Source organism: Mesorhizobium sp. B2-2-4 (genome assembly GCF_006442375.1).
GTDB lineage: Bacteria > Pseudomonadota > Alphaproteobacteria > Rhizobiales > Rhizobiaceae > Mesorhizobium.
This window is the reverse complement of record NZ_VFWB01000013.1, coordinates 14598-36896: the sequence shown is the minus strand read 5'-3', so window position 1 is coordinate 36896 and position 22299 is coordinate 14598. Positions and strand designations below refer to the sequence as shown.

At 59.5% G+C, this 22299-nt stretch carries 16 protein-coding genes and 1 pseudogene; 4 read left to right on the top strand and 13 right to left on the bottom strand.

Annotated features, from left to right (window positions below):
* Positions 1-131: 131 nt before the first annotated feature.
* From FJ959_RS26840 to FJ959_RS26810, 7 genes are read right to left on the bottom strand one after another with little or no spacing between them, the layout of a single operon-like run.
* The gene (locus FJ959_RS26840; protein WP_140633031.1) at positions 132-1226 is read right to left on the bottom strand and encodes a NeuD/PglB/VioB family sugar acetyltransferase; all 1095 of its coding nucleotides are present in this window, start codon (positions 1224-1226) and stop codon (positions 132-134) included.
* 6 nt (positions 1227-1232) lie between these two features.
* Positions 1233-2165 carry a transketolase C-terminal domain-containing protein gene (locus FJ959_RS26835; protein WP_140498448.1) on the bottom strand — a complete coding sequence of 311 codons (933 nt, stop codon included), beginning with the start codon at positions 2163-2165 and terminating at the stop codon, positions 1233-1235.
* A 3-nt stretch (positions 2166-2168) separates the two neighbouring features.
* The gene (locus tag FJ959_RS26830; protein ID WP_140633028.1) at positions 2169-3179 is read right to left on the bottom strand and encodes a thiamine pyrophosphate-dependent dehydrogenase E1 component subunit alpha; all 1011 of its coding nucleotides are present in this window, start codon (positions 3177-3179) and stop codon (positions 2169-2171) included.
* Positions 3176-4351: a DegT/DnrJ/EryC1/StrS aminotransferase family protein gene (locus FJ959_RS26825; RefSeq protein ID WP_140513507.1), complete on the bottom strand. Its 1176-nt coding sequence runs from the start codon at positions 4349-4351 to the stop codon at positions 3176-3178. The genes FJ959_RS26830 and FJ959_RS26825 overlap by 4 nt, the downstream gene beginning before the upstream one ends.
* 22 nt (positions 4352-4373) lie before the next feature.
* Complete coding sequence (locus FJ959_RS26820; RefSeq protein ID WP_140498445.1) at positions 4374-5051, bottom strand: PIG-L deacetylase family protein; 678 nt, start codon at positions 5049-5051, stop codon at positions 4374-4376.
* The gene (locus tag FJ959_RS26815) at positions 5048-5710 is read right to left on the bottom strand and encodes a sugar transferase (protein WP_140633025.1); all 663 of its coding nucleotides are present in this window, start codon (positions 5708-5710) and stop codon (positions 5048-5050) included. The genes FJ959_RS26820 and FJ959_RS26815 overlap by 4 nt, the downstream gene beginning before the upstream one ends.
* The gene (locus FJ959_RS26810) at positions 5707-7068 is read right to left on the bottom strand and encodes a polysaccharide biosynthesis/export family protein (RefSeq protein ID WP_140498443.1); all 1362 of its coding nucleotides are present in this window, start codon (positions 7066-7068) and stop codon (positions 5707-5709) included. The genes FJ959_RS26815 and FJ959_RS26810 overlap by 4 nt, the downstream gene beginning before the upstream one ends.
* A 143-nt stretch (positions 7069-7211) precedes the next feature.
* Here FJ959_RS26810 and FJ959_RS26805 point away from each other — a divergent pair, with 143 nt between their 5' ends.
* Entirely contained in the window at positions 7212-8432 is a 1221-nt protein-coding gene (locus tag FJ959_RS26805; RefSeq protein ID WP_140633022.1) for a glycosyltransferase, read from the top strand.
* 66 nt (positions 8433-8498) lie between these two features.
* Positions 8499-9629: a glycosyltransferase family 4 protein gene (locus tag FJ959_RS26800; protein ID WP_140633019.1), complete on the top strand. Its 1131-nt coding sequence runs from the start codon at positions 8499-8501 to the stop codon at positions 9627-9629.
* Positions 9630-9665: 36 nt separating this feature from the next.
* On the opposite strand, the gene FJ959_RS26795 is transcribed toward FJ959_RS26800, so the two are convergent.
* Positions 9666-11963, bottom strand: coding sequence for a polysaccharide biosynthesis tyrosine autokinase (locus FJ959_RS26795; RefSeq protein WP_181169651.1), 2298 nt, complete (start codon positions 11961-11963; stop codon positions 9666-9668).
* Positions 11964-12242: 279 nt separating this feature from the next.
* Here FJ959_RS26795 and FJ959_RS26790 point away from each other — a divergent pair, with 279 nt between their 5' ends.
* Positions 12243-13583, top strand: a complete 1341-nt coding sequence (locus FJ959_RS26790; RefSeq protein ID WP_181165376.1) for an O-antigen ligase family protein — start codon at positions 12243-12245, stop codon at positions 13581-13583.
* 105 nt (positions 13584-13688) lie between these two features.
* Here the strand turns inward: FJ959_RS26790 and FJ959_RS26785 are convergent, their stop codons facing one another.
* Both FJ959_RS26785 and FJ959_RS26780 read right to left on the bottom strand, forming a co-directional pair.
* Complete coding sequence (locus tag FJ959_RS26785) at positions 13689-15137, bottom strand: hypothetical protein (RefSeq protein ID WP_140633016.1); 1449 nt, start codon at positions 15135-15137, stop codon at positions 13689-13691.
* Between the two features lie 20 nt (positions 15138-15157).
* On the bottom strand, positions 15158-17314 hold the full coding sequence (locus tag FJ959_RS26780) for a nucleoside-diphosphate sugar epimerase/dehydratase (protein ID WP_140633013.1): 2157 nt from the start codon (positions 17312-17314) through the stop codon (positions 15158-15160).
* 435 nt (positions 17315-17749) lie between these two features.
* Between FJ959_RS26780 and FJ959_RS26775 the strand changes: the two genes are divergently transcribed.
* A complete protein-coding gene (locus tag FJ959_RS26775) occupies positions 17750-18628 on the top strand; it encodes a sulfotransferase domain-containing protein (RefSeq protein ID WP_140633010.1) in 879 nt (292 codons plus the stop codon).
* A 98-nt stretch (positions 18629-18726) separates the two neighbouring features.
* On the opposite strand, the gene FJ959_RS26770 is transcribed toward FJ959_RS26775, so the two are convergent.
* The 3 genes and pseudogenes from FJ959_RS26770 to FJ959_RS26760 all read right to left on the bottom strand — a co-directional run bounded on the left by FJ959_RS26770 (position 18727) and on the right by FJ959_RS26760 (position 22298).
* Entirely contained in the window at positions 18727-20925 is a 2199-nt protein-coding gene (locus FJ959_RS26770) for an acyltransferase family protein (RefSeq protein WP_140633006.1), read from the bottom strand.
* Between the two features lie 50 nt (positions 20926-20975).
* A pseudogene (locus tag FJ959_RS32415) lies at positions 20976-21068 on the bottom strand (sulfotransferase); the annotation flags it as partial.
* 12 nt (positions 21069-21080) lie between these two features.
* Positions 21081-22298 (bottom strand): glycosyltransferase family 4 protein, encoded by a 1218-nt coding sequence (locus FJ959_RS26760; RefSeq protein ID WP_140633003.1) that lies wholly within the window; start codon positions 22296-22298, stop codon positions 21081-21083.
* Between the last annotated feature and the right edge of the window lies 1 nt (position 22299).

The window sequence follows — 22299 nt, the reverse complement described above, 5'->3', positions numbered from 1 at the left end:
GCAACCGAAGTACGGCTTGACTGACACCGATCGGAATTGGCGAACCCTCGGCCGCAGCCACGAGAGCCGCCCCGTCGAACCGCCCCGCTATGTCGCTTTCTCGAGCCGGAGATCGCCTTGGGCGACATGCATTAGCGGAGATGGCGGCGGCCCTGCGCGTCGACGATGGTGTTGTCTGCGACATTGGCGCTGATGTGCGCGCCGTTGTGGATCAGGCAGTCGGCGCCGATCTGGACGCCCAGGAGCACCGTTGCGCCCATTCCCACGACGGTCAAGGCTCCGATGCCCACTCCGCCGGCTATGATAGCGCCTGGTGTCAGGTGCGCATTGTCCTGAACGACGCTGTCGTGGCAGACTATAGTCCCCTGATTGACGATGACGTTGTTACCGATCGTACAGCGCGGACCGATGCTCGCGCCGGCCAGAATATGGCAGCCATGTCCAATCCTGGTCGCATTGGAGACGATCGCGGAAGGATGGATCACAGGCGGCAGAACGAAGCCCATTGCGGTGGCGCGTTCATACATTGCCCGCCTCACCTGGCTTGACTGGGCGCCTCCGATGCCGATGAAGGCATGGCGCGTGCCCTCCGCAAGCAAACGCTCCAGGCAGTCTTCCGTGCCGATCACCGAAATACCGCCGCAGACGTGGTGGCCGGCGGGCAACGCTTGATCGGTGCAGCCCAGGATATCGTATCCGGCACCATCGAGAGCATCGATCAAACAGGCGGCGTGGCCGCCGCCGCCGATGATGACGGCCCGCCTGGAGAAAGCGACGGAACTCGGCTCGCCCGGTTCGGCTCTCTTGGCGGCGGATCGGCGACCGGCAGCAGCGCGCACCTCGGCTTCGCCAATGCGGCCATTGGACGGAATGACGTCCGCAAGGTTGACCCCGAGCTCGGATGCGGCCTTGCGGGCTTTAGCCGTTATCGCGACTTCGCTGGCCCCGACATCGGCCGCGCTGGTCTCCCCGACAACGACATTCGAATTTTCGTCGATGATTTTGCAAAGCGTTGCGCCGACAGGAACGAAGTCACCGACCTTGATGTCCAGCAGGCCGACAGTTCCTGCCTCCGGAGCATCTACCTCGACTGCGGCCTTGGTGGTCTCAAGCACGAAAAGAATGGTGCCTTGTTCGACCCTTTCACCTTGTGCGACCCGAATCTCGATGAGCTGGAGATTGTCCTCGTTGGCGTTAACCCGCGGGGCTTCGACAAGCACGGTCATGTACGCTTAGCCTTTCTGGAACAGCTCGATGCAGGCCGCCTGGATGGCGTTCACACCCGGCAGCAGATCGTCCTCCCAGTCGCGGCTTGAGGGAATGGGGTGATCGGGCCCGGTCAATGCGCTGAAGTGCCTGACCCGGCCGATCAGCGCGCGCGCACACTCCGACGCGAAGCCCCAGCCGGGAGAGCCTTCCTCCACCGCGACCACACGCGTGCAGTTGCCGACCTGGCTTCGGACCTCATCGCCAGGGAAGGGCGACAGCTGTTCGACGGCCACCACGGTGGTCGCGATTTCCTCCTCTTGCGCGAGTTTCTTTGCGGCCGCGACAGCGTGCTCGACGCAACCTCCATATGTCAGGATCACGACATCTGCATCCGCCGGGCGTGGAAGCGCGTCGGGTCCGAGCACGGGCCTGGAATACATCACCTTGTTTTCGATGATCAGGTGAGGGGATCGCGACGCGAAGGCCCGATGCAGAAGCGTACCAGGATCGGCATACTCGTGAGTGGCAAGCACCGTCAGCCCGGGCACGCCGCAAAAATGCTTTTCCAGGCTTTGCGAGTGCGTCGGCCCATAGCCGCGCCGTCCGCCCATGGGAGCGCGGATGATGACGGGGACCTCAACCTGGTCGTTGTACATCCAACGGAACTTGGCGACGTGATTGATGATCTGGTCGGCAGCAAGGGCTATGAAGTCTCCGAACATGAGTTCGACGATCACTGGCCGGCCTTTGATGGCCATGCCTGCCGCCATGCCAACAATGCCGCCTTCGCTGATCGGCGTGGTCCAGACACGGTCCTTATAGGCTGACGAAAGACCCTTGGTGACCTTGAAGGCGCCACCGTAGGGGTCAAGAACATCCTCACCCAAAATCACCAGACGGAGATCGGCTCCCATGAGATCGTGTAGCGCGCGATTGATCGATTCGACGACACGCATGGATCACCCTCGCGCCAAGGCGGCCGCGGCGGCGGATTCGACCGCGCGGTCCACGACATTCAGGCAGTAGGCGTCAATCTCGTCGGCGTTCGCAACGCGCCGGCGCATCGGGGGTATGGGATCTCTGGCTCGAGCTTGCTCAAGACGCTCCGCCGGCCTCGTATCATCTCCCTTGCTGTGTGGGCCGATCCGCTCGGTTCGCAAGTAGAGCCAGCAGGGGCGGGATTCGGCGCGTACATAGCCTACGGCTTCTTGGGCGAGCTCATATATCGCGATCGGATCGTTGCCGTCATAGGCGAATGTGCGGACGCCGAACGGCTCGGCCCTGGCGACGATCGAACCGGAGACGGTCAGATGCTTGGGCGTCGTCTGCGCGATCTCGTTGTCCTCGATCACAAAGACCACCGGGGCGGCGAAAACAGACGCAAGGTTCAGGCTCTCGTATACGGCTCCCTCGCCCATCGTGCCGTCGCCGAGGAACACCACTGCGACGGCGCCCTCGTCCTTTCGCGCCAGCGCACTACCAACTGCGACGGGTGCGATGCCTCCTTGGATGCCATTGGAGTGGAAGTTGCGGAAGCACAGGTGCTGGCTGCCGCCGCGTCCGCCGCAAATGCCGGTTACACGCCCCATGATCTCGGCTATCAGGCCTTCGACTTCGCCCGAATAGGCAATGAAATGACCATGGCAGCGGTGGTTGCTCCAGACAATGTCGCGGTCCCGGTCAAGAGCGTTTATCACGCCAACCGCATTGGCTTCCTGTCCAATGGACGTGTGCGTCGTGCCGAACAGGAGACCTTGGGAAAAAAGATCGAGCAAGCGCTCCTCCACGAGCCGGATGAGCATCATCTGCCGATAAAATCGAACCGCGGCTGGCAGTTCGAATCCGAGCAAACCACGCTCTGTAGGGGCAAGGGTGAGGTTCCGCGCTGCTGACGACGTCACTATCTGCAGCTCTGCCAGAGAAGACGCTAGAACGGTTTCATCCTTCCTGATCGCGCGTTCCTTTGTCATGCTGCCTCGAGCTGGCGCGAAGCCGTAACAAGGATTGACCGCGCTGTCGACGCGGCAGCCATGGTCTCCTCGGTCGTCCAGGACGGGTCGACCAGAAAGGCCATACTCGTTTCACCGAGCTGCCGTGCGATCGGCAGACGTTCGGGCGGCGCTACCCCGGCGTCCGCGAAGGCATGTTCAAGATAGATCTCAGAGCAGCTTCCCGAGAAGCATGGGACGCCGGCCGCATTGATAGCCGCAATCAACTCGTCGCGCGACCATCCGGGGGACAGCATCTCGGGCTTGATATAGAAATAGCATCGGTACCAGGCATGCTTATGCTCCGAACCGAGCTGGGGTGCGTGCAGCATCGGCAATTCAGCAAGCGTCCTCATCCAGATGCTGGCATTTCGCTCGCGTTGGCGAGTCCAGTCGGGTAGGCGTTCGAGCTGCCGCAAGCCAAGCACTGCCTGGATTGATGTCATGCGCCAGTTGGTGCCGATGCTGTCATGCAGCCAGCGAAACCCTGTCGCCCTATGGGGGGCAAAGACCAGATCGTAGTTCTTGCCGTGGTCCTTGAGGCTCCAGGCAGCGAGCCACAATTTCTTGTCGTCCATTGCGACAAGCCCACCTTCGCCGCCCGTCGTGATGATCTTGTCCTGGCAGAACGAGAACGCCGCTATGTCGCCGAAGGAGCCAATCGGTCGTCCGTTGTATTCGGCTCCATGCGCCTGGGCGCAATCTTCGATGACTTTTATGCCGCTGCGCTTTGCGAGTTCCATGATCGGCGCCATGTCGCACGGCCAGCCGGCAATATGCACGACGATCACTGCCTTTGTTCGAGCCGTTATCTTCGGCGCAATCGTCTCGGCGGAAAGGTTGCCCGAACTCGGGTCGACATCCGCGAAAACGGGCGTGGCGCCGGCAAACATGACGCAGGCGGCGGAGGCGACGAAACTGCGGGGCGTGACGATCACCTCGTCGCCGGCGCCGATGTGGAGAATCTTCATCGCAAGATCCAGCGCGAGCGAGCCGTTGGCCAGCGCCACCGCGTGACGTCGGCCGAGGCTGCGCGCATAGGCGCGTTCGAAGGTCTTCACATGGTCGCCGGTCCAGGCGTTCACCTGGCCGGATCGCAAAACCTCTACCACATCGGTTATTTGTTCTTCGTCGTAGATTGGCCAGCGTTTCATCGCAGAATACTCCAGCTAGAATTCAAATGACGTTTCGCAGAAGGACAAAGGCCTCGGCCGCCCTCAGATGGGCGGCGGTGCCCCTGACGATCGCAAGCGCCCGCAAGGTTTCGATCGAACGCTCATGCGGGAAATCTCTGATCTGTGAGGCGAACATCGACGCAGCTTCGAGTTTGCGGTCCAGCGTCGATGCGATGTCTATGAAGACGTTCGGCACGAAGCTCGGCGTCACATAGGGGGCATTCCAGTTCGTTTCGGAGACGGTCTCGTAAGCCATGATCGTCCGCGGATATTGAGATTGGGTCGGGCGAGCCGCTACCAGCGATGACAGGAAGATCAGCTGGTGGTCCATGTGCACGTCACCGACGAAAGGGATGAGCAACGTATCCGGCACGACATCCCGCAACAGGGTCAGCAGCGCCCTGTTGAGCGTCGCGTGCGGCGTCTCGGCGATCTGCGCTGCCGGCAGATCAAGCCAATGCGTCTGTTGCACGCCCAAACAGGCATGCGCCGCCTTGGCCTCGCTGCGAACCCGTTCCGTCATCTCCTCTGTGAAGGCGGGCGGGCTGCCTCGCGTAACCACTGCGACATGAACTTCTGCGCCTTGGGCAGCCATCCGGGCTATCGTGCCGCCACACCCCAGGACCTCATCATCAGGATGCGGTGCGATCACCAGAAGTCGACCGAGTGCTGGGTTCATGGCCGGACCGTCCCGGCGGGCATAGCCTTCAAAGCATGGTCGACATGGCGGCGGTCGACACGTTCGCCCAACAGTGCCACTTGGACAGTCAGAACCAGTATGTGCAGATCGAGCCACAGGCTGCGGTTGCGCACATACCAGAGGTCGAGCGCTAGCTTTTCGCTGTTGGTGAGGCGGGTATTGCCGTTCACCTGTGCCCATCCGGACAGGCCGGGGCGGACCGTGCCGCGAATACGCCCCAGCTCGCCGAATTCGGCGATGGTGGCCGGGAGCAACGGACGGGGCCCCATGAAGGCCATGTCCCCCCTGGCGATCGAGAGAAGCTGCGGCAGCTCATCGACGCGGACGGAGCGCATCAATCGCGTGGCCGGCGTCTCACGCAAAGCGTCGGGGAGCAGCATGCCATTCCCGTCTCGCCCTTCGTGCATCGTACGAAACTTGCAGATCACGAACGGGCGACCTTCCAGCCCGCTGCGAGACTGGCGGAAAAACAATGGACGGCCGACACTGGCCCAGACAATGGCAGCAGCCACGAGCCATAGCGGCAGGCTGAGAACCAAAAGGATCACCGCGGCGATACGGCTTGGTATGGCCCGGCCAAGCGGAACGCGCGCAGTCCAGCCGCCGGAACGTGCTGTTGGGGTGCTGAGGCCGATCATTGCGACGGTCCGACCTGGACGGAAGAGGTCGTCGCCAAGGTAGTGGCTGAACGGCTTGTCGTGTCCTGGGCGCTATCCAGGCGGTTTATTGACACAAGGATCGTATCTCCGGCCGCAACCGGATCGTCGAGGGTCGCCACCTTTGTGGCGGTCTGGCCATTTACCTTGCGGCGGATCTGGTAGGTGAACGTGATGGAGTTGTTGCTGCGTGTCTGCTCCGCGGCCAGCGAGCTCAACAGCAGGATCTGTTCCTCGGTCGATTCTCGAACCGCGATCAGGCGTTCGATTTCAGAGTTGTGGGCCTGGAGATCCGTCAGCGCCGTGTGTGTCCAGGTCTGGGTGGCGTCATCCAGGTCGCGCTGCAACTGGCTCAATTCGCGGCGCACCGTCGATGCCTGATTGTAGATTTCAAGCAGATGGGATTGCTGCGTGGTCGCTTCGCGCTCGGCGTTCGAGAGGTCTGTGATTGTGACGAGACCTTTCTTGTTGAGGCCCCTGATGCGATCGAGATCCGCCTGTGCCGAAGCGATCACTGTCTTTTGTATGTCCGAAAGCTGTTGAACATTGGCGAGGGCAACATTCACTTCTTCGATCCCCGCCGAGAGCTGCTTGCGACGTGTCGTCAGCGCATGTTGATCTGCTTCAAGGATGCGCTGCTCGGTAGGAAGCAGCGTCGCGAGCAAGTTGGCGTTCATGAGGCCTTTGATCTTGGCAGGCAGATCCAGTTCCGAGATCTTGTCGCTGTTTGCCAATTGGGCCTTGATGCGCGCAGCGGCGACCGCCTCCTTGGCGATCTCCACCACGCTTTCATCAAGAGCTCCGCGCAATCGGGCGCGTGTTACGACGCGATCCTCCGCCGTGGCTCCCCCGGTCGACTGGCCGCCCGCAAGCGCCACCGCCTGCTCCACATTCAGTGCCGGCTGGTAAGGAAACGAGCCCGGCGCCTTTACATCCCCAAGGACGAAGATCGGGCGGAAGCTCACCACCGCAAGAGCTATATGCGGGTCATTGAAGAGTTCACGCTCGATGAATGCCTTACGGATACGACTCAAGGCGTCGGGCACCGTCAGGCCGCCGACTTCAAAGCTGCCGATCAGCGGAATGTTGATCGCGCCATCGCTGGCGACCGTGAGTTGTTCGGCGGGAAGCGCGTCGTCGATGAAGTCAAACGACACCACATCGCCGACCGAAACCTTGTAGTCATCGTCCGCCGCGGCCCAGGCATCAAGCTGGGAAATCAGAATCGCTGCAACCGCAAGGATCGCAATACTGGCAGATCCCAGTGCTTTCGCAAGGAATGTACTGGTCCACGCGCCTGTCGATCGCCTGCTCCGCGCCGCATTGCAATAAGATGCCATGGAAGCCCACCATAGAATTTTCCTGCAAAGACCCTAGCGACACCTGCGCGAGGACAATGAGTCATACCTTTGGTGGAGCGGTGACAACCTTCGGTCTGGTTCCCACCTAATTTGGCTAACTGGATGTCGACTGCAACCAACGTATGGTGCGGCTGGATACTGTCGGACGATTGAATGCTTCCTCAGGGCGGAGCGTCGCAGACAGCTGGGAAGCTTGCGTGCACACAAGTGTTCTTCACACCATTACCAGTCTCGACGTCGGCGGCGCTCAGGTCATGCTTGCCCGTTTTCTTGGCCAGGTCGACCAAAATCGCTTCTCGACTTCAGTTCTGTCCCTGCTTTCACCCGGTCCGGTGGCTGCAAACGTAGAATATACAAGATCGGGGCTCGTTTCGCTCGGCATGACGGAACGGCCGCGACCGCGCGATGTCGTTCGGCTGACGCGGTCGATAAGACGGGCGGCCCCCGATCTTCTTCACGGATGGATGTATCACGGCAACGTCGCGGCAACGCTCGGCTCGATGCTAGGGCTCAATTTCTCGCCGGTCATCTGGAGCATCCATCACACGGTTCGAGATCTCGCCGACGAGAAACCATTGACGCGCCAATTGATACGGCTCTCGGCCCGCCTGTCGAGGCGCACCAGCGCGATCTCATATTGCTCGCGCGTCGCCGCCGATGATCACGAGCGCCTGGGCTTTGATCCGCGCCGGAGGGTGGTTATCCCGAACGGGACGGATTGCGATCAATTTTCCCCCTCGGCCGACGCCGGTGCGAAGCTGCGCCGCCTGTTCGGCTTGCCGCCCGGACGGCTGATGATCGGCCATGTGGCACGCTTCCATCCCATGAAGGACCAGGTTAGCCTGGTCCGCGCCATCAGCCGGCTCCTGGAACAGGGATACGACGTTCAGGGCATATTTATCGGGGAGGGACATGCCGACGGCCCGGTGCGGCGCACCGCCCGTGAGCTCGGCATAGACGACCGCATTACCACGCCGGGCATCCGCGCTGACATCGCCGACCTCATGCCGGGCTTCGACGTCTACGCGCTTTGCTCGGCTTGGGGCGAGGCATTTTCCCTTGCCGTAGGCGAGGCGATGGCCAGCGGCGTGCCGGCGGTGGTTACCGCGGTCGGCGACTCCGGCTGGCTGGTCGGCGACAGCGGCGTGGTCGTTCCACCGGGAGATAGTGAAGCTCTGGCCGCCGGATTGATCAGGCTTGTCAGCCTTGAACCGGCCGAGCGCCGCGCCTTGGGTCAACAAGCGCGTCGTCGCGTCATGGAGAACTTCTCGCTTTCCCTTTACGTCGGCAGGCACCTGGAACTCTACGAAGCAGCTCTAGGGCGTCGTCGCCATATCCGATAGGAGCGGCTGGTGGTTGCTGTGCACATGAATGGTCGAGATTCTCCTCGCGCCCCTGTGGACTATGCGATGCGCCGCAAGCGCATCGTCGTCATTGCGAGCCTGACGCGTTCGCTTGTCAACTTTCGTCTCGAATTGTTGAAGGCCATGGTCGCTGCGGGGCATGATGTCATTGCGCTCGCCCCCGATGAAGATGAGCGGGCGATCGCCGGTCTCAAGGCAATTGGCGTGACCTTCCGACGGATTCCGATGGCCAGGACGGGTACCAGTCCGCTGGCCGATTTGCGAACGCTCAAGGCGCTTTACAAGCTCATTCGCGGCTTGGCGCCCGAAATCGTCCTGGCGTATACGATGAAGCCGATCATCTATGGTGGATTGGCTGCCCGCCTTGCCCGTGTACCGCGCCGGTTTGCGCTCTTTACAGGCTTCGGCTTCATATTCAGCGGCAGCATGACGGGACTGCGCGCAACCATTTTGCGCCGGTTGAGTATTGGTCTCTACCGCTCGGCTCTGGTCGGCTGCGAAGCAGTTTTCGCTTACAATGACGCCGACGCTTCCGACATCCGGCGCCATGGGATGGTTTCTGCGACGACGCCGGTGATCATGATCCCGGGTTCAGGAGTGGACCTGACACTGTTTGCCGCAAGCCCCCCACCTTCAGGGCCTCCCGTCTTCCTTCTGATCGCTCGCTTGCTTCGCGAAAAGGGAATTGCCGAGTTTGCTGCCGCCGCGCGTATCCTGAAGACCAAGTACCGCGCTGCACGCTTTCAGATTCTCGGGCCCTTCGATCCCAGTCCCCTCTCCATCTCGAAAGCCGAAATGGACCAGTGGACCAAGGAAGGCGCCGTTGAATATCTCGGCGAAACACACGACGTCGGTCCCTATTTGACCGCGTCCACCGTGTTCGTGTTGCCGTCCTATTACAGGGAGGGCATTCCCCGCAGCGCGCTGGAAGCCTTGTCGACCGGTCGGCCGATAATCACGACCAACGCCCCTGGCTGTCAAGAAACGGTGATCGAGGGCGAGAACGGTTTCCGGGTCGAGCCGCGAGACGTGGAAGCTCTCGCCTCGGCGCAGCGGGCTTTTCTCGAGGATGAGGAACTCGCCGCAAAAATGGGCGCCAACTCAAGAAAGCTCGCGGAAGACCGGTTCGATGTTCACAAGGTGAACCAAACCCTGCTCGAGGCGATGGGGATATAGTCGGCCGCGCCTGATCGGCCGCGCGGCCGATGGCGGTCAAGCGGGAAAATAACGACGAATCTGCTGCCGTTTCAAATAGGCTTTCCGCAGGGCACCACGGGCCTGTCGGAAGGGGTCGACGCGGTTGAACACCCAGCCGATCGATGGACCGCCGGCGAACCGCAGGCGCTCGACAACCTGGGAGAGAGCCTCTTGCGTGGTGTTGTCCCACGCGGCCACGACCACGACGGTATCCACCGAGGCGGCAATCCTGATTGCGTCTTCGACGACGAGCACAGGCGGCGCGTCGATGATCACCACGTCGTATTCGAGCCGGAACGCCTCCAGCAATTTCGCGAATTGGCTGGAATTGAGGAATTCAGGCAAGGTCTGGTCGTCGGCAGATGGCGCCAGCACATCCAGTCGCGGAACTTCAGGAAGCGTCTGAACGATCTCTGCCAGGGTGCAACCACCATGTAGGTAGTCGTTGAGTGTCTTGTCGGCGGGCCCAAACTGCATGGCGCTATGGATGCTGCGGGTTCGCAAATCCAGATCAATCAGCGCTGTCAGGGCGCCGTCCATTCCAGCTGCCACGGCGAGGCCCATGGCCGTCGTTGTCTTGCCTTCCTGTGGTAGTCCTGAGCTGACCAGGATCACCTGTTTGCTCCGGCCACCGTTCATCCGGGTGCAGGCCATGTACAGCGACCGGAAGGCATCGGAGAAGGCCGACCGTGGTTGCGACAACAAGGTTTCAAGAGGGGGCGTGGCGCGTTGCAGGAATTTCTTGGGCAGTTGCGGAATCGACGCCAGCAGTGGCGCACGGATAAGCTTCGATACCCGTTGTGACTCGCGTATTCTCACATCCATGCTTTCAAGCGTCAGCACAAGGATCAGGGCTAGGATCAGCGACGCGGCGAAACCGCCTGCCGTCATCAAACGAAGTTTGGGAAAGGAAGGGCTCGTCGGAATCTCGGCGGCGGAAACCGTCCGCACGCCGGGCTCGACCGCCTCGGAAAACGGATCGAGGCTGCCAAGCCTGCCTGATACGAGGTCGTAGAGCTTCTGCTCGGTCGACAATTGGTTGTTCAGTTCCCGAAGCTTCGCTTCCGCCAGGCTCCTTTGCCGTAGTTGCTCGTTGGACTCCTCCAAAGTCTTCGCGAGTTGGTTGACCCTGCCTTCGTTGACGCGGACGTCGTTTTCCAAGATTGCGATCGTACGCAGCATCTCCTGAGAGATCATCGCGCGGACGGCCGCTACTTTTGCATCCGCCTCCTGGACCAAGGGATGATTGCGCCCGTAGTTGCTGGCCAGTTGCGCGCGATCCCTCATCGCCGTCGCTTCGTCGTTGCGCAGGGACGTCAGGAAGTCCGATGAGAGCAGGGGATCGACGTTGGCGCCCGCGTCGCCGGTCTTGGCCGCCAGCCTGACCTGGGCGAGGCGCGCCTGCGCTTGCGTGTATTCACCTCTGGCGGTGCTGAGCTGCTCGTTGCTTTGCTGGATCGAGGCGCGCAGCAGATCATCGCGCGGATCGCTGGATACGCCGTGTTCTCGCGCATACTGGGCGATCTGGCCTTCTATGGCGGCTATCCGTGACGCAAGCTCCGTCGATTGCTGCCTCAGAAAGCTAACGGCGTCCTTGATGTCCTGCCGCTTGTTGTCCCGGGACCATTCCACGAACAGTTTGGCCGTCGCATTGGCTATCAGGGCCGCCCTCGACGCGTCGTCATTGAAAAAGGAGATCGTCATCGCCGAGCTCTCTCCGGACCGGTCAACCGAAACGCTCGACAGATACGATGAAATCGCCCGATCTTGCTGAACCCCCTTCGATGGCAGCGACGCGGGATCCTGCGGGTCGGCGCCGGCGACAAGGCTCCATAGCGCTCGCGGTATCGAGACGATCAAGCCGACGGCCTGTGACAGCAGTCCAGGGCCCGAATCCGAAGGGGAAGCTCGGCTCGCGGCTGGTTTCAGATAGGTGTTGAAGTCCGGGTCCTTGATGAGGTCCAGTCTGTCGACGACCAGGCTGGCAAAGACACGAGAGGTGATCAGATCCGCCTCGGTGTCCATTCGCGACTTGTCGGGCTGTTGATTAGGCTGCGCTTGTGCGGTGTCGAGAGGATTGGGATCGTCGGATTCGACAACGATCATCGAGCGAGCGGTGTACGTCTTGGGAAGTTCCACAGCCGTGATGAGCGCGAGAGCGGTGCCGGTAGTCACGACCGCAAGGATCAAGGGGAGGCGCCTTCGGAAAAGCGTGTAGAGCTCGCGCGGGCCGAAAGTGCGTTCCTTCGACGGCTCGATCGGCTCTTGAAGGAATGGTTCCAGACGGCTCCACACGCTGTTGTCGTCTATCAAGCTCACAGATCCCGCCCCTTTTTGTTTGTCTTCGACTGGTCCAAGCCGGCCCTGCCACATCGGACCTGGAGGCTACCCAACATCGAATTCGCGACTTACCGCGACGACAGTTTTAACATGGTTGCGCGGCCGCAATCGCGCTCAAGAGGCTTAGCCGCAAAGGCGACATCATCCAAAAGGATAGCGTAACCGGCCCGGGCCCTATCTTGGCAGATAGGCTGAACTGCAGGCCCAATGAGGGCTGGCGAAAAGGACTCTCAAGCAGATTCAGGAGTGAGGATGAACTACGCCAGGGCTCCTCGCCATTATTGGACAAGGCCCGGCCCCAAACCGGCCGTCACATCGTTGCCAGAGGTAGCCGGGAGACTCGGGCTCTGGTTCGCCGTGGCGTCCGTCTTTCTCACGCCCTTCAATATTCTTCGGTTTGATGCATTCTATTTTACCATCAGCGACGGCTTCGCTCTCGCGGCCGTATTCGCAGCCATACTCGGGAAATCCTTTTCGATCTCTCCCTTGGGCGCGGGGACGTTTCTATGGAACATCGGCATCGCCCTACTATGCGGGATGCTGCTGCTAAGCAGTCTGATCCACGGAGATCCGCAGCGAGGCTTCATCATCTCGGCGCAATATCTGTACGCCTACTTTCTCCTGGCCTTCATGATCGTGTCGAGGCCCTGGGCTGAAATCGTTCTCTTGATGAAATCATTTCTTTGCTCGATCGCCGTGATGTGTCTGCAGGGGATAGTGATAATCGACATCCTCAAGCAACGCGGCACCGTCTTTGTCAGCGGCAATGGTCGTTTTCAGGGTTGGGTGGAACGCGAGAATGAATGCGCAACGCTGATAGCGCTCTCTGTCCCGCTAATGTTGTGGCTGGTGGCGTCAGGTTGCATAAGGCCTCGCTGGCTTTGGGTCGGACTGCCGCTTTTTGGTTATGGCATTATTTTGACAGGATCCAATACCGGCCTGATCGGCCTTGTCTTTGCGGTCACCATCTTCGTAGTCGCGACGGGCTCGTGGCGCCGCATCATTTCTTTAGCGGTGACCTCGCTCGCCGCATTCTTCATTGCCGTTACCTGGGGCCGCGACTTCTTGCCCGAGGTCTTCCAACACCGCGTGCTGAATGCGCTGCAGAATGGTGACCTCGATGAGGCTGGCACGTTTGCAGACCGTATGCGGCTCATCCATGAGGCCATTGGCAAAGCGGACAATAATTCACTGCTTGGTATCGGTGCCGACCAGTATCGGCAGGTCAGCGAATTGCACGCCCCGGTCCACAACACCTACCTCCTCATATGGGTCGAGGCAGGGCTGCCCGGATTCATCGGTTTTCTGCTCCTGCTCGTGGCAGGCATCACCATCGCCATCCTTGCCGCTCGGAGTCGTGAAGGCAAGGTATCCGCCATTTGCACGGCGACGACAGTTCTCCTCTTCGCGGCGCTGGCCAATGCGCTACCACATCTTTACAGTCGTTTCTTTCTCGTGCCTCTGCTGCTTGGAATGGCGCCCAGTGTTGCGATTTTGCGCGACGGCCCAGCTTCAAGAACGGTCACGCGCTTTCTTCGCGGTACTCGCTCCAAGTACGGTCGTTCGCGGCCTTTCCTACGCAGGCCGATCTAAGGGGCCCACCAGCCGAGCTTTCCAGCTCCTACAAAGGCTAAAATCGGCGCACCCGGAAGATCTGGTCAGGGTCTCCCCATGGCAAGAGCGAGCGATATATAGAAGCTATTTCGCCGGCTCTGATGCTTGCGCGGAGATGAAACGAGCGAGGGCGAACACGCCCTCGACGAAGTCTTCTCCCTCGATAAACCGGCCCTCAACCCAGCGTCCCTGGGTATCCTGACTGTCGACGAGCTGACGCACCTTTGAATTCAGTTCGCCAGCACTCAACTCATCCGCGGCACTGATCCACAGTCGTTGACGTGAAACTCTCTGCCCCCGCGTTGCACTCTCGAGCCGAGCGAACACCGGCTCGATCTCTGCACCGGTTTTCATGCCGTAGTGTTTCAGGAGGTCCATGTCGTCGAACGTCACTTGGCCGCCCTCATCGATGTAAAGCGGCCGGTTGGTGTTGAGTTCGTAGAAACGTGCCCAACTGCCGTCGGACAGGCGCGCCGCCTGTAGCCAGGTGGCTGCAGTCGTCGCCGCGTGCAGCAACCGCGCATCCCTGTTTTGCTCGTTCAACTCGATCAGGTAATCGATGTTGCCGGCGGTTTCGCGCGAGACGACCGCTGGCGGCTCAAACCTGCGTCCCCAAACCGGCTGCATGGAACGATCGTAACCCTGAGCCCAGCCCTGTTGTGGCGCGGGCAACTGGGCTGCAAGGAGAAAATCACCGACCTTCTCCGCCGTCTTGAGATATGCGGGATCGTGATATGTGCGGTAGGCGTTGAGAAAGAGACGACCCATATCGCGGGGAAGATTGTCATTGATGATGAAATAGGGCGGACGATCAGGCTTCTGCCACTCGTGAGACCAACTGGCCGGAATACTCGCCTTGGCCGCAGCCTTTACATCCGCCCCAGGCGCGGCTCCCTTGAAGAAGACCGGGAAGGCCCCATTCGGGTATTGCACCCGCATCAATCGATGAAGCGCCCTGTCGATGCAGGAACGGACGTCCGGATCCGAACCGCCGCTCGCCAGGTCGAACCACATCAGAAAATTCAGCACGCTCTGTGTGTTGTTGTCATCGAGGACAGTCTCGTTGCGTTGCGGATTGTCCTTGATATCGCGACAGGTATTCCCGCCCAACTTCAGTGCGCGGTAGCACCATGTCGCCGCCTTTTGCGGGTCGGTCTCGATCTTGTAAAACCATCCGCCGGACTCCAGCTGAGTCTTGACCAGAGCGGTTGCCACGACCTGGGCAGACTGAAGCCATTGCTTGTCGCCGGTAACCTCGAAAATGCGCAGGAACGCAGCGCCGACAGCCGGCGTACCAGGCGGCTGCACCCAGCCAACGCTCGCGGGCACGGTACCGCCCTCGCCCACCCTCTTTTGGCCGTCGAGGGAATATTTCCATACATAAGTTCCCGCTACACCGAGATGATCGCGGAAATAGGCCCCGGCAGCCTCGACCGCCTTCCGTGCCTCGGCCACTGTCGGCTGAGGCGCCCCGGCCAGTGCAGTGCCGCACGACAGCGCAACAAACAGAGCCGAGGCAATATGCCTTAGCACGGCAGCGCTCCCGCTGGGCCTCAAGCGGCCGCCTCGTGTGGACGCGTGGTTGCCTTGGCTGAACCGAGGATCACATGAGGCACGAATGGCGCCGTCACCGCCGCCGCAGGCTTGGCTTCCTCTCTGCGGTAACTGGGAAGCATATCCGCAACAAGATTTAACACTCCCTCAGTGTCGCCGGCCCTCGCCAAGCGACGCAATTGCGAAAATCCCTTGCGAAGCGTGTCAAGCGGCATCGCGTTGGGCACGGCGCCCAAGACTCCGGAAATCGGAACGTCGACACGTCTTTCGCTTTCGTCGAAGAGTTCCTCGAACAGCTTTTCTCCCGGCCGGCAGCCGACAATCTTGATCTTGATGTCCTCATCCGGCCGAAATCCCGCGAGCTTGATCATGCGGCGCGCCATGTCGATGATCTTGATTGGCGCACCCATGTCGAGAACGAAGATTTCGCCCTGTCCGAGTTTTTTCTCCAGACCATGGGCCGATGCCTGCAAGGTCAGTTCAACCGCCTCGCGTATTGTCATGAAGAAGCGCTTCATCTCCATGTCGGTAACGGTCAGCGGACCGCCGTGGGCGAGTTGGCGCTTGAACAGCGGGATCAGCGACCCGCTTGAACCCAGAACATTGCCGAAACGAACGGTCATGAAGCGGACGGGGGTATCGCCGGCGGTGAAGGCGAGGTCCAGGGACTGGCAGTAGAGTTCCGCAAGGCGCTTGGTAGCGCCCATGACACTGGTCGTGTTCACAACCTTGTCGGTGGATATCTGGACCATTGCCTTGGCGCCGCAAAGGCGGGTCGCTTCTGCCACGTTCATAGTACCGATGACGTTGGTAAGAATGCCCTCACAGGGATTCAACTCGACCATCGGCACATGTTTGAGCGCCGCCGCGTGGAAGACCAGGTCAACGCGATGGCGTCGGAAAATCTCGCCCAGGCGAACAGGGTCGCGTACGTCGCAGATATATGGCTTCCGGCGCACATTAGGGAATTTCTCCGCCAATTCCAGATCGATGGCGTACAGATTGTACTCGCTGTTATCGATCAGGACCACTTCGGTGGGGCCGAGCGCGGCAATCTGCTGCGTGAGCTCTCCGCCGATCGAGCCTCCGGCGCCGGTGACGACGATGCGCCTGTTTTCGATCATTCGGGACAACGCATCTTTATCAAGAACCGCCTGCGGCCTCTCCAGAAGGTCGGTAAGTTCGATGGGGCGCAAGTCGAAGCGACTCTGATATTTAGGATTGCGCAGTTCCAGGACCGGGGCGGGGCGAGAGACAGCGATGCCCAGACGGTCGGCCCGGTCGATCAGCGCTTCAAGCATCGGGTCGACGAGGCCAGGCACCCTTTCGGTGAAAATCACGTGGCGGGGCTTGATGCCGCGACCTTCCAGATCGCCGATGACCATGTCGAAGTCTTCGATGCTGCCCAGAACCGGCACGCCGCGCAGGAAATAGCCCTCTGTCGTTGCGCCATTATCGAGCACGCCGACCGGCCAATGGCGTGCATTCGGATCCCGCTGCAGCGCGCGAATATAAAGATCGGCCGCATCGCCTGCACCGATCAGCAGCACAGGGACCACGTCGCGTCCGTTTTTCGCTCTGTTCGCAGTCGGACCAAAGCGGCTTAGCTCAACGAGCTTGGAGCGGATGCGAACTGAAATAAGCAGCGGCACGAGCAACAGAAACTGGATCACTATCACCGAGCGCGGGATCGAATCGAGCCGTGTAGCCACAAACATCAGGAACACGAAGGCCAGCGATGTGACGAATGCCGCGCGAACGATACCGAGCATGTCGCCGACAGAAGCATATCGCCAGTTGCGGGTGTAGAGGCAAGTCACCGGGAAGACCACGGCGCATGTAAGCAGGAAGCAAGGGAGTGCGAAGAGCAACGAAGCGTGGCTTTCCGGACCGGTGAATTCTCCATCAAGGCCCAATCGCATGAATGAAGCAAACGACAGTGCCGCCAGCGCCAGGGCCAGATCGATGATGTAGAGATGAAGGTTCTTGCCAACGGCCTTGGCGCGCCCGGTCACCCGCCGGCGCAAGTAAGACAGCACATGAACAATCGTCCGCGGTTTGCTGACGAGACGGCCGAGAGCGATCGCAGTGGCCAGCAAAAGGGATTGGCCTCCCAGTGGACTGATTGCCTCAAACGGCTGATCTGACTGGCTCATTCTAGACCTCGACAAAGCTTAGCCGCCGCGCCCCAAGAGAGCGCGTCAAGAGATGCGGCTGTTTGAACTCGCAGGCACAAATCCGTGCCTGCCAGTCCCTTGCTCAATCAAGAACAGGTTGGCCTGCAATCGTTCGGATTCGAGGCTACGATCTTATCGCTGCTATGGGGCGCTTTACCCGCTTTCTAAGCAACACATGCTTTTGTGCATGGGGGGCTATCGGAACTGCAAGCGGACTTTGCCGCGTTAATCCAAAGAGGTACTCCCATCAGTCCGGGCCAGCCAGCTAGCTAGGTCTCGCTGCACCGACGCAATGGCTTACAATGGCGGAGATTAAAATGGTCGCTTGAGTTTCGGTCCGGCGGTCCCGTCTTCGGGCACTTCATTGTTGACGCCGCCAATGCGCCAAACTCACGCTAGCAGAGGAAGCTTTCTATGCTCGGACAGTTGAAGAACAATCTTCGCGACGCTACCTTTTTCCTTGGCGAAGCCGTCGTTCCAAAGAAAATACGCTACTCGGGTCCCCTGGGAGCGTTGCGTCGCCAGATGATCTTTTGGTCGCGAGACTCCTTTGTGCTTTCATACCCGAAATGCGGTAGAACGTGGCTGCGCACCATGGTTGGCCGCGTCATCGACAAACACTACGGCCTTAACCTGCAGAATCCGATGGAAATCCAGCATTTCTGGAAGATCTCGTCGAACATCCCCTGCATTGGCTTTTCTCACGACGACAGCCCAAACCTTAAGCGTCCCAGCGAAATCCAGGCCGATAAGTCAAAATATTCAGGAAAAAAGATCCTATTTCTGGTTCGGGATCCGAGAGACGTGCTTGTTTCATATTATTTCGACGCAACGCACCGAATGAAGGTGTTTGACGGAACGATCAGTGAGTTTCTTGCCCAGGATGTCGGCAGCATTGATTCCATCATAGCGTTCTACAACGCTTGGGCGCACAACCGCGATAAGGTGAAGGCATTTCAAATGCTGTCCTACGAACATATGCGCCAAGCTCCAAAATCGGCGCTTCGCACGGCGCTAGATTTTCTGGGCATTCAGGGCGTGCCGGAGATGATCCTCGATGAGGCGACAACCTTTGGCTCTTTCGAGAATTTGCGAAAGATCGAAATGGCAGACGCTTTCGGCCACGAAAGAATGCGCCCGACGGACCAGTCGAATCCCGACAGTTTTAAGGTGCGCCGGGGCAAAATTGGCGGTTATGTCGACTATTTCAACAGAGACGAGATCGCTTACATGGATGAGAGAATTTCCAGCTCTTTGGACCCGTATTTCGAAATATACCACCGCAAGGCATAGCGTCGAGCTCTACTGCAAGGGGAAGCCTTGTCGCTTCCGTGCTGGGACGTCGCATAAGACTTCCCGGTCGAAAAAGTCCACGGCTCTTCCTTCGCCTGTCATCGGTCATTTCCCCACCGTGCTTTGATGGCGTCCATGATCAAAACGTTGAGCTTGGACGCCCCGGTCTCGCTGAGATGGTTATCGTCCCGATAAAAAATCTGAGAGCCTCGATTGGCGAAACAGCGCTGTTGATCGCAGAAGGCCTTCTCCGGATACACACGCACGAGATTTGGATCGGATCCGACATTATCGTATAATGCGTATGTCCGTTGCGTTCGCCGGCGGAAATCCCCGTAGGAAACCGAAATCGGGTCCGCCTGCATATAAGCTGCAGGATCGTTCTGGCGTCTGGCCCGCATGAGAAGCACCTGCGGGACGTTCCAACCCATCTCCGGGACAGGATAGACTAAGACAACTTTCACCCCGCGCTCCAGAAGTGTGTTTATGGTGCGGGAAATGGCCGTGGCGACTGCAGCCGGATCGGCGGGCCCGGTTTCACCCAGCTTGGCCAAATGCGGGTGATCGTCGCCCGGCTCGATTCCCCCCTCGCCATTGTTGTAACGGCTCTGCTCCACGAGAATGGGGAGACGCCACAAGAGCACGGCTATCGGTCGCTTCAGCCTGCCTACGTAGTCGAGCCTCTTGTCATTGTAGTCGCCTGGACAACCCGGTTGGTCCACGTCAACCCTTTGCAGACCGAGGAGAAATACGCAGCCGCCTCGATTGAGCGGTGTGAACGAGGCGATATCTCGGTAGTCATCGAGGCTGTCTCGCATCGGACCAAGCAGAGTGCGAGCGTGAGAGTCACCTAAACTAACAAGAGCATAGCCCTCGGGATTCGAGCCATGAAAGGTACAAGGGCCCTGTTCAGGCGCAAAGTTGAGACAGCTCTTCCCGTTCTGAAAGATCTGAGCCTCGCGAATATCGGATGCAGCGGCAATCGGGGCCAGGCCGTCCGCAAAACGGCTTGGCATGCCATTTTGGACATACCAGTAGTATCCGCCGCCGCTGAGTAACACGGCCCCTAGTGAGGCAATCAGCCATATAACGTGCTTGCTGGTTCGCTTTCTGCTACGGGTCGGAATCTCGACGAAGCGGTAAGTCGCAATGGCAAGTATAATTGACATCAAAATCCAAAAAAATACCATCATACCACCGACAGAATCGGTTGCGCTCATTCTGCCGAAAGCAAATATCGGCTGATGCCAAAGATAGAGGGAATATGATATCAGACCGACAAATACAAACGGTTGGGAGGAAAGCGCTCGTGTAATGGGATCGCCGTGTCCTGTATACCAGATAAGCAATGCCGTTCCTGCAACCGGGATCAACGTCACAAGTCCCGGGTGGTGCCACTGCGGCCGCATCAGCGGCACCGCGCAGATCAGGAGCGCCAAACCGACCGCAGGCGCGACTCGCGAAGAGCGCATCGACACAAGCCGGCCGCCAGTCAATTCACGTCTTGCCAGAAACACCCCCAACCCTAGTTCCCAGATTCGGGGTGGCAGTAGAAAAAAAGATGCGTCCGGGAAATGCCGCGTCATCCACTCCGCAAGAATGAACGAAACGACGAGCCCAATGCACAGGATGGCTGTTAAAAATTTCCGAGAAAATTTCCACACCAGTAGAAGAAAGCAAGGGAAGATCACGTAGAACTGTTCTTCGACCCCCAAGCTCCAGGTGTGAATTAGTGGACGAAAAAGATTGTCGGCTGCGTCATAGCTCGCAACATGCCAGAAATATAGATTGGAGGCTGAAAACACGGTTGCCAAAAGGCTCGCCGAATAGTCTCTAAAGGCACTCGGCAGCATATATAGCCAAGCGAAGGGGATCGTTACTGCTAAGACGGTATACAGCGCAGGTAGGATCCGTCTCGCGCGACGCTCGTAAAAATTGGCGAACGAGAAAGTCCCATCCATGACTTCCCGCTGTACAATCGAGCCAATCAGATAGCCGCTAATAACAAAAAAGACATCAACGCCAATAAAACCGCCCGCAAAGGGGTCAAGGCCCGCGACGCGAAGCCCTGAATGGTAGAGGATCACCAGAACGACTGCGATCGCCCTCAGGCCGTCAATTTCGCGGCGATATCCAACTTGACCGGCCGGGGTCGTGGCCACGATCCCACTCTGGGCAGCTCCCGTGTCTTGGTTCGCATTGCGAGCAGGATGATGGGCTTCGTACGGCAGACCTCGATCAATGCCGGGGGAACCATATGTCAATGGCGCAGCTGACTTTTCGTGAAACTCACTCATGTCAAAGGAGGCCCTTCCCTTGGATGCGTCTATCAGGATGCCGGCGTGCTGACGCTCGGATCGGCCTGAAGCTGCTGCTGCAGCCAGGTCGTTGTGCTTTTTGCGGCTCCGATGACAAGGAAATCGATGTGCTCTACCCGCATTGCGAAAATCCTTTAACCGCCGATTTCGCTGGTTAGGTCGGTCGCCAAGCCGGCTTTGCGGGAGCAAAGCGCCCTGTCATAGATCTTCATGACATTTTCGACATGGCGGTGCGTGCTGTAGGAGAAGAAGGCGTGGTCGCGGGCTGCATCGCTGATCCGGGCCCAGAGCGGCGGATTGGAAAGCAACCGCGATAGCGGCTCCATGAAGGCCCCGGCGTCTTCCGGTGTGACCAGAAATCCGGTCCGCCCGTTCTCGATAGCTTCCGGATTGCCGCCATGATCGGTTGCAACCACCGGCGTCCCAAGAAACATCGCCTCGATAAGGGTTCGGCCGAAGGGCTCTCCCATGGCGGGAACCACCAGAACATCCGTTGCCGCGAGGAAAGGTTCGATCGGGTTGCGAAAACCCATGAAGCGCACCGTTTGGCCGAGCCCGCGCTCGGCGCAGCGCACGCGGGCGGCCGCTTCAAGATCTTGCGAGCCCGCGGGTGAATTCCCGAACACGCAGCCGACGACCGGGATTTGCGGATGCTCCCGCACGAAACGATCAAGGATATCGATGAAGAGGAGCGGCCGCTTTCGTTCGATCAGCCCGCCGATGAAGCTCAGGACGCGTGTTCCTGGTGCAAGGCCTAGCTCGTCCAGAAGTGCGGCCTTGGCCGCGATCCTGTCAGGCACAGTCGACGGATGGTCGAAGGGACTATGGATGACGCTGAGCCGTCCCTTGAGGGATCTGATCGGATGCCGCGGTCGCGAAAATCGAGACACCGTCACCATGCGATGCGCGATGAGCGGCGCAAGCACGTTAGCGCCCTTGGCGTCGGGGTCGCCGCGATGATGCCAAACCAGCCGAGCACCTGCCAGTCTCGCCGCAATGCCCCAATTCACATGCGTCCTGCCGTCATTGGTGTGAACGATATCGAACTTCTGCTCCTTGATGAAACGCCGCATGCGCGGAAGCGTACTGGTCAGATAGGTCATGACATCGCCGGGGATTGTTCCCTTTCCAGGCGAAGTCGTCGGCAGCGGAAAACCCGTGAAGGGCTGGCCCTCCATTTGCAGAAAGGCCGCCAGAGGCCCGGCCGTTTCCTGAAGCACCAGAATCGGAACGACCTTCGATGTATCGAGGTTCTGGATGAGCTTGAGCGCCGAGATGTGGCTTCCACCGACATCATCACCGATAAATGGAAAGCAAACCCGTATCGGCCCTTGGCTAGCTCCTCCAACCATC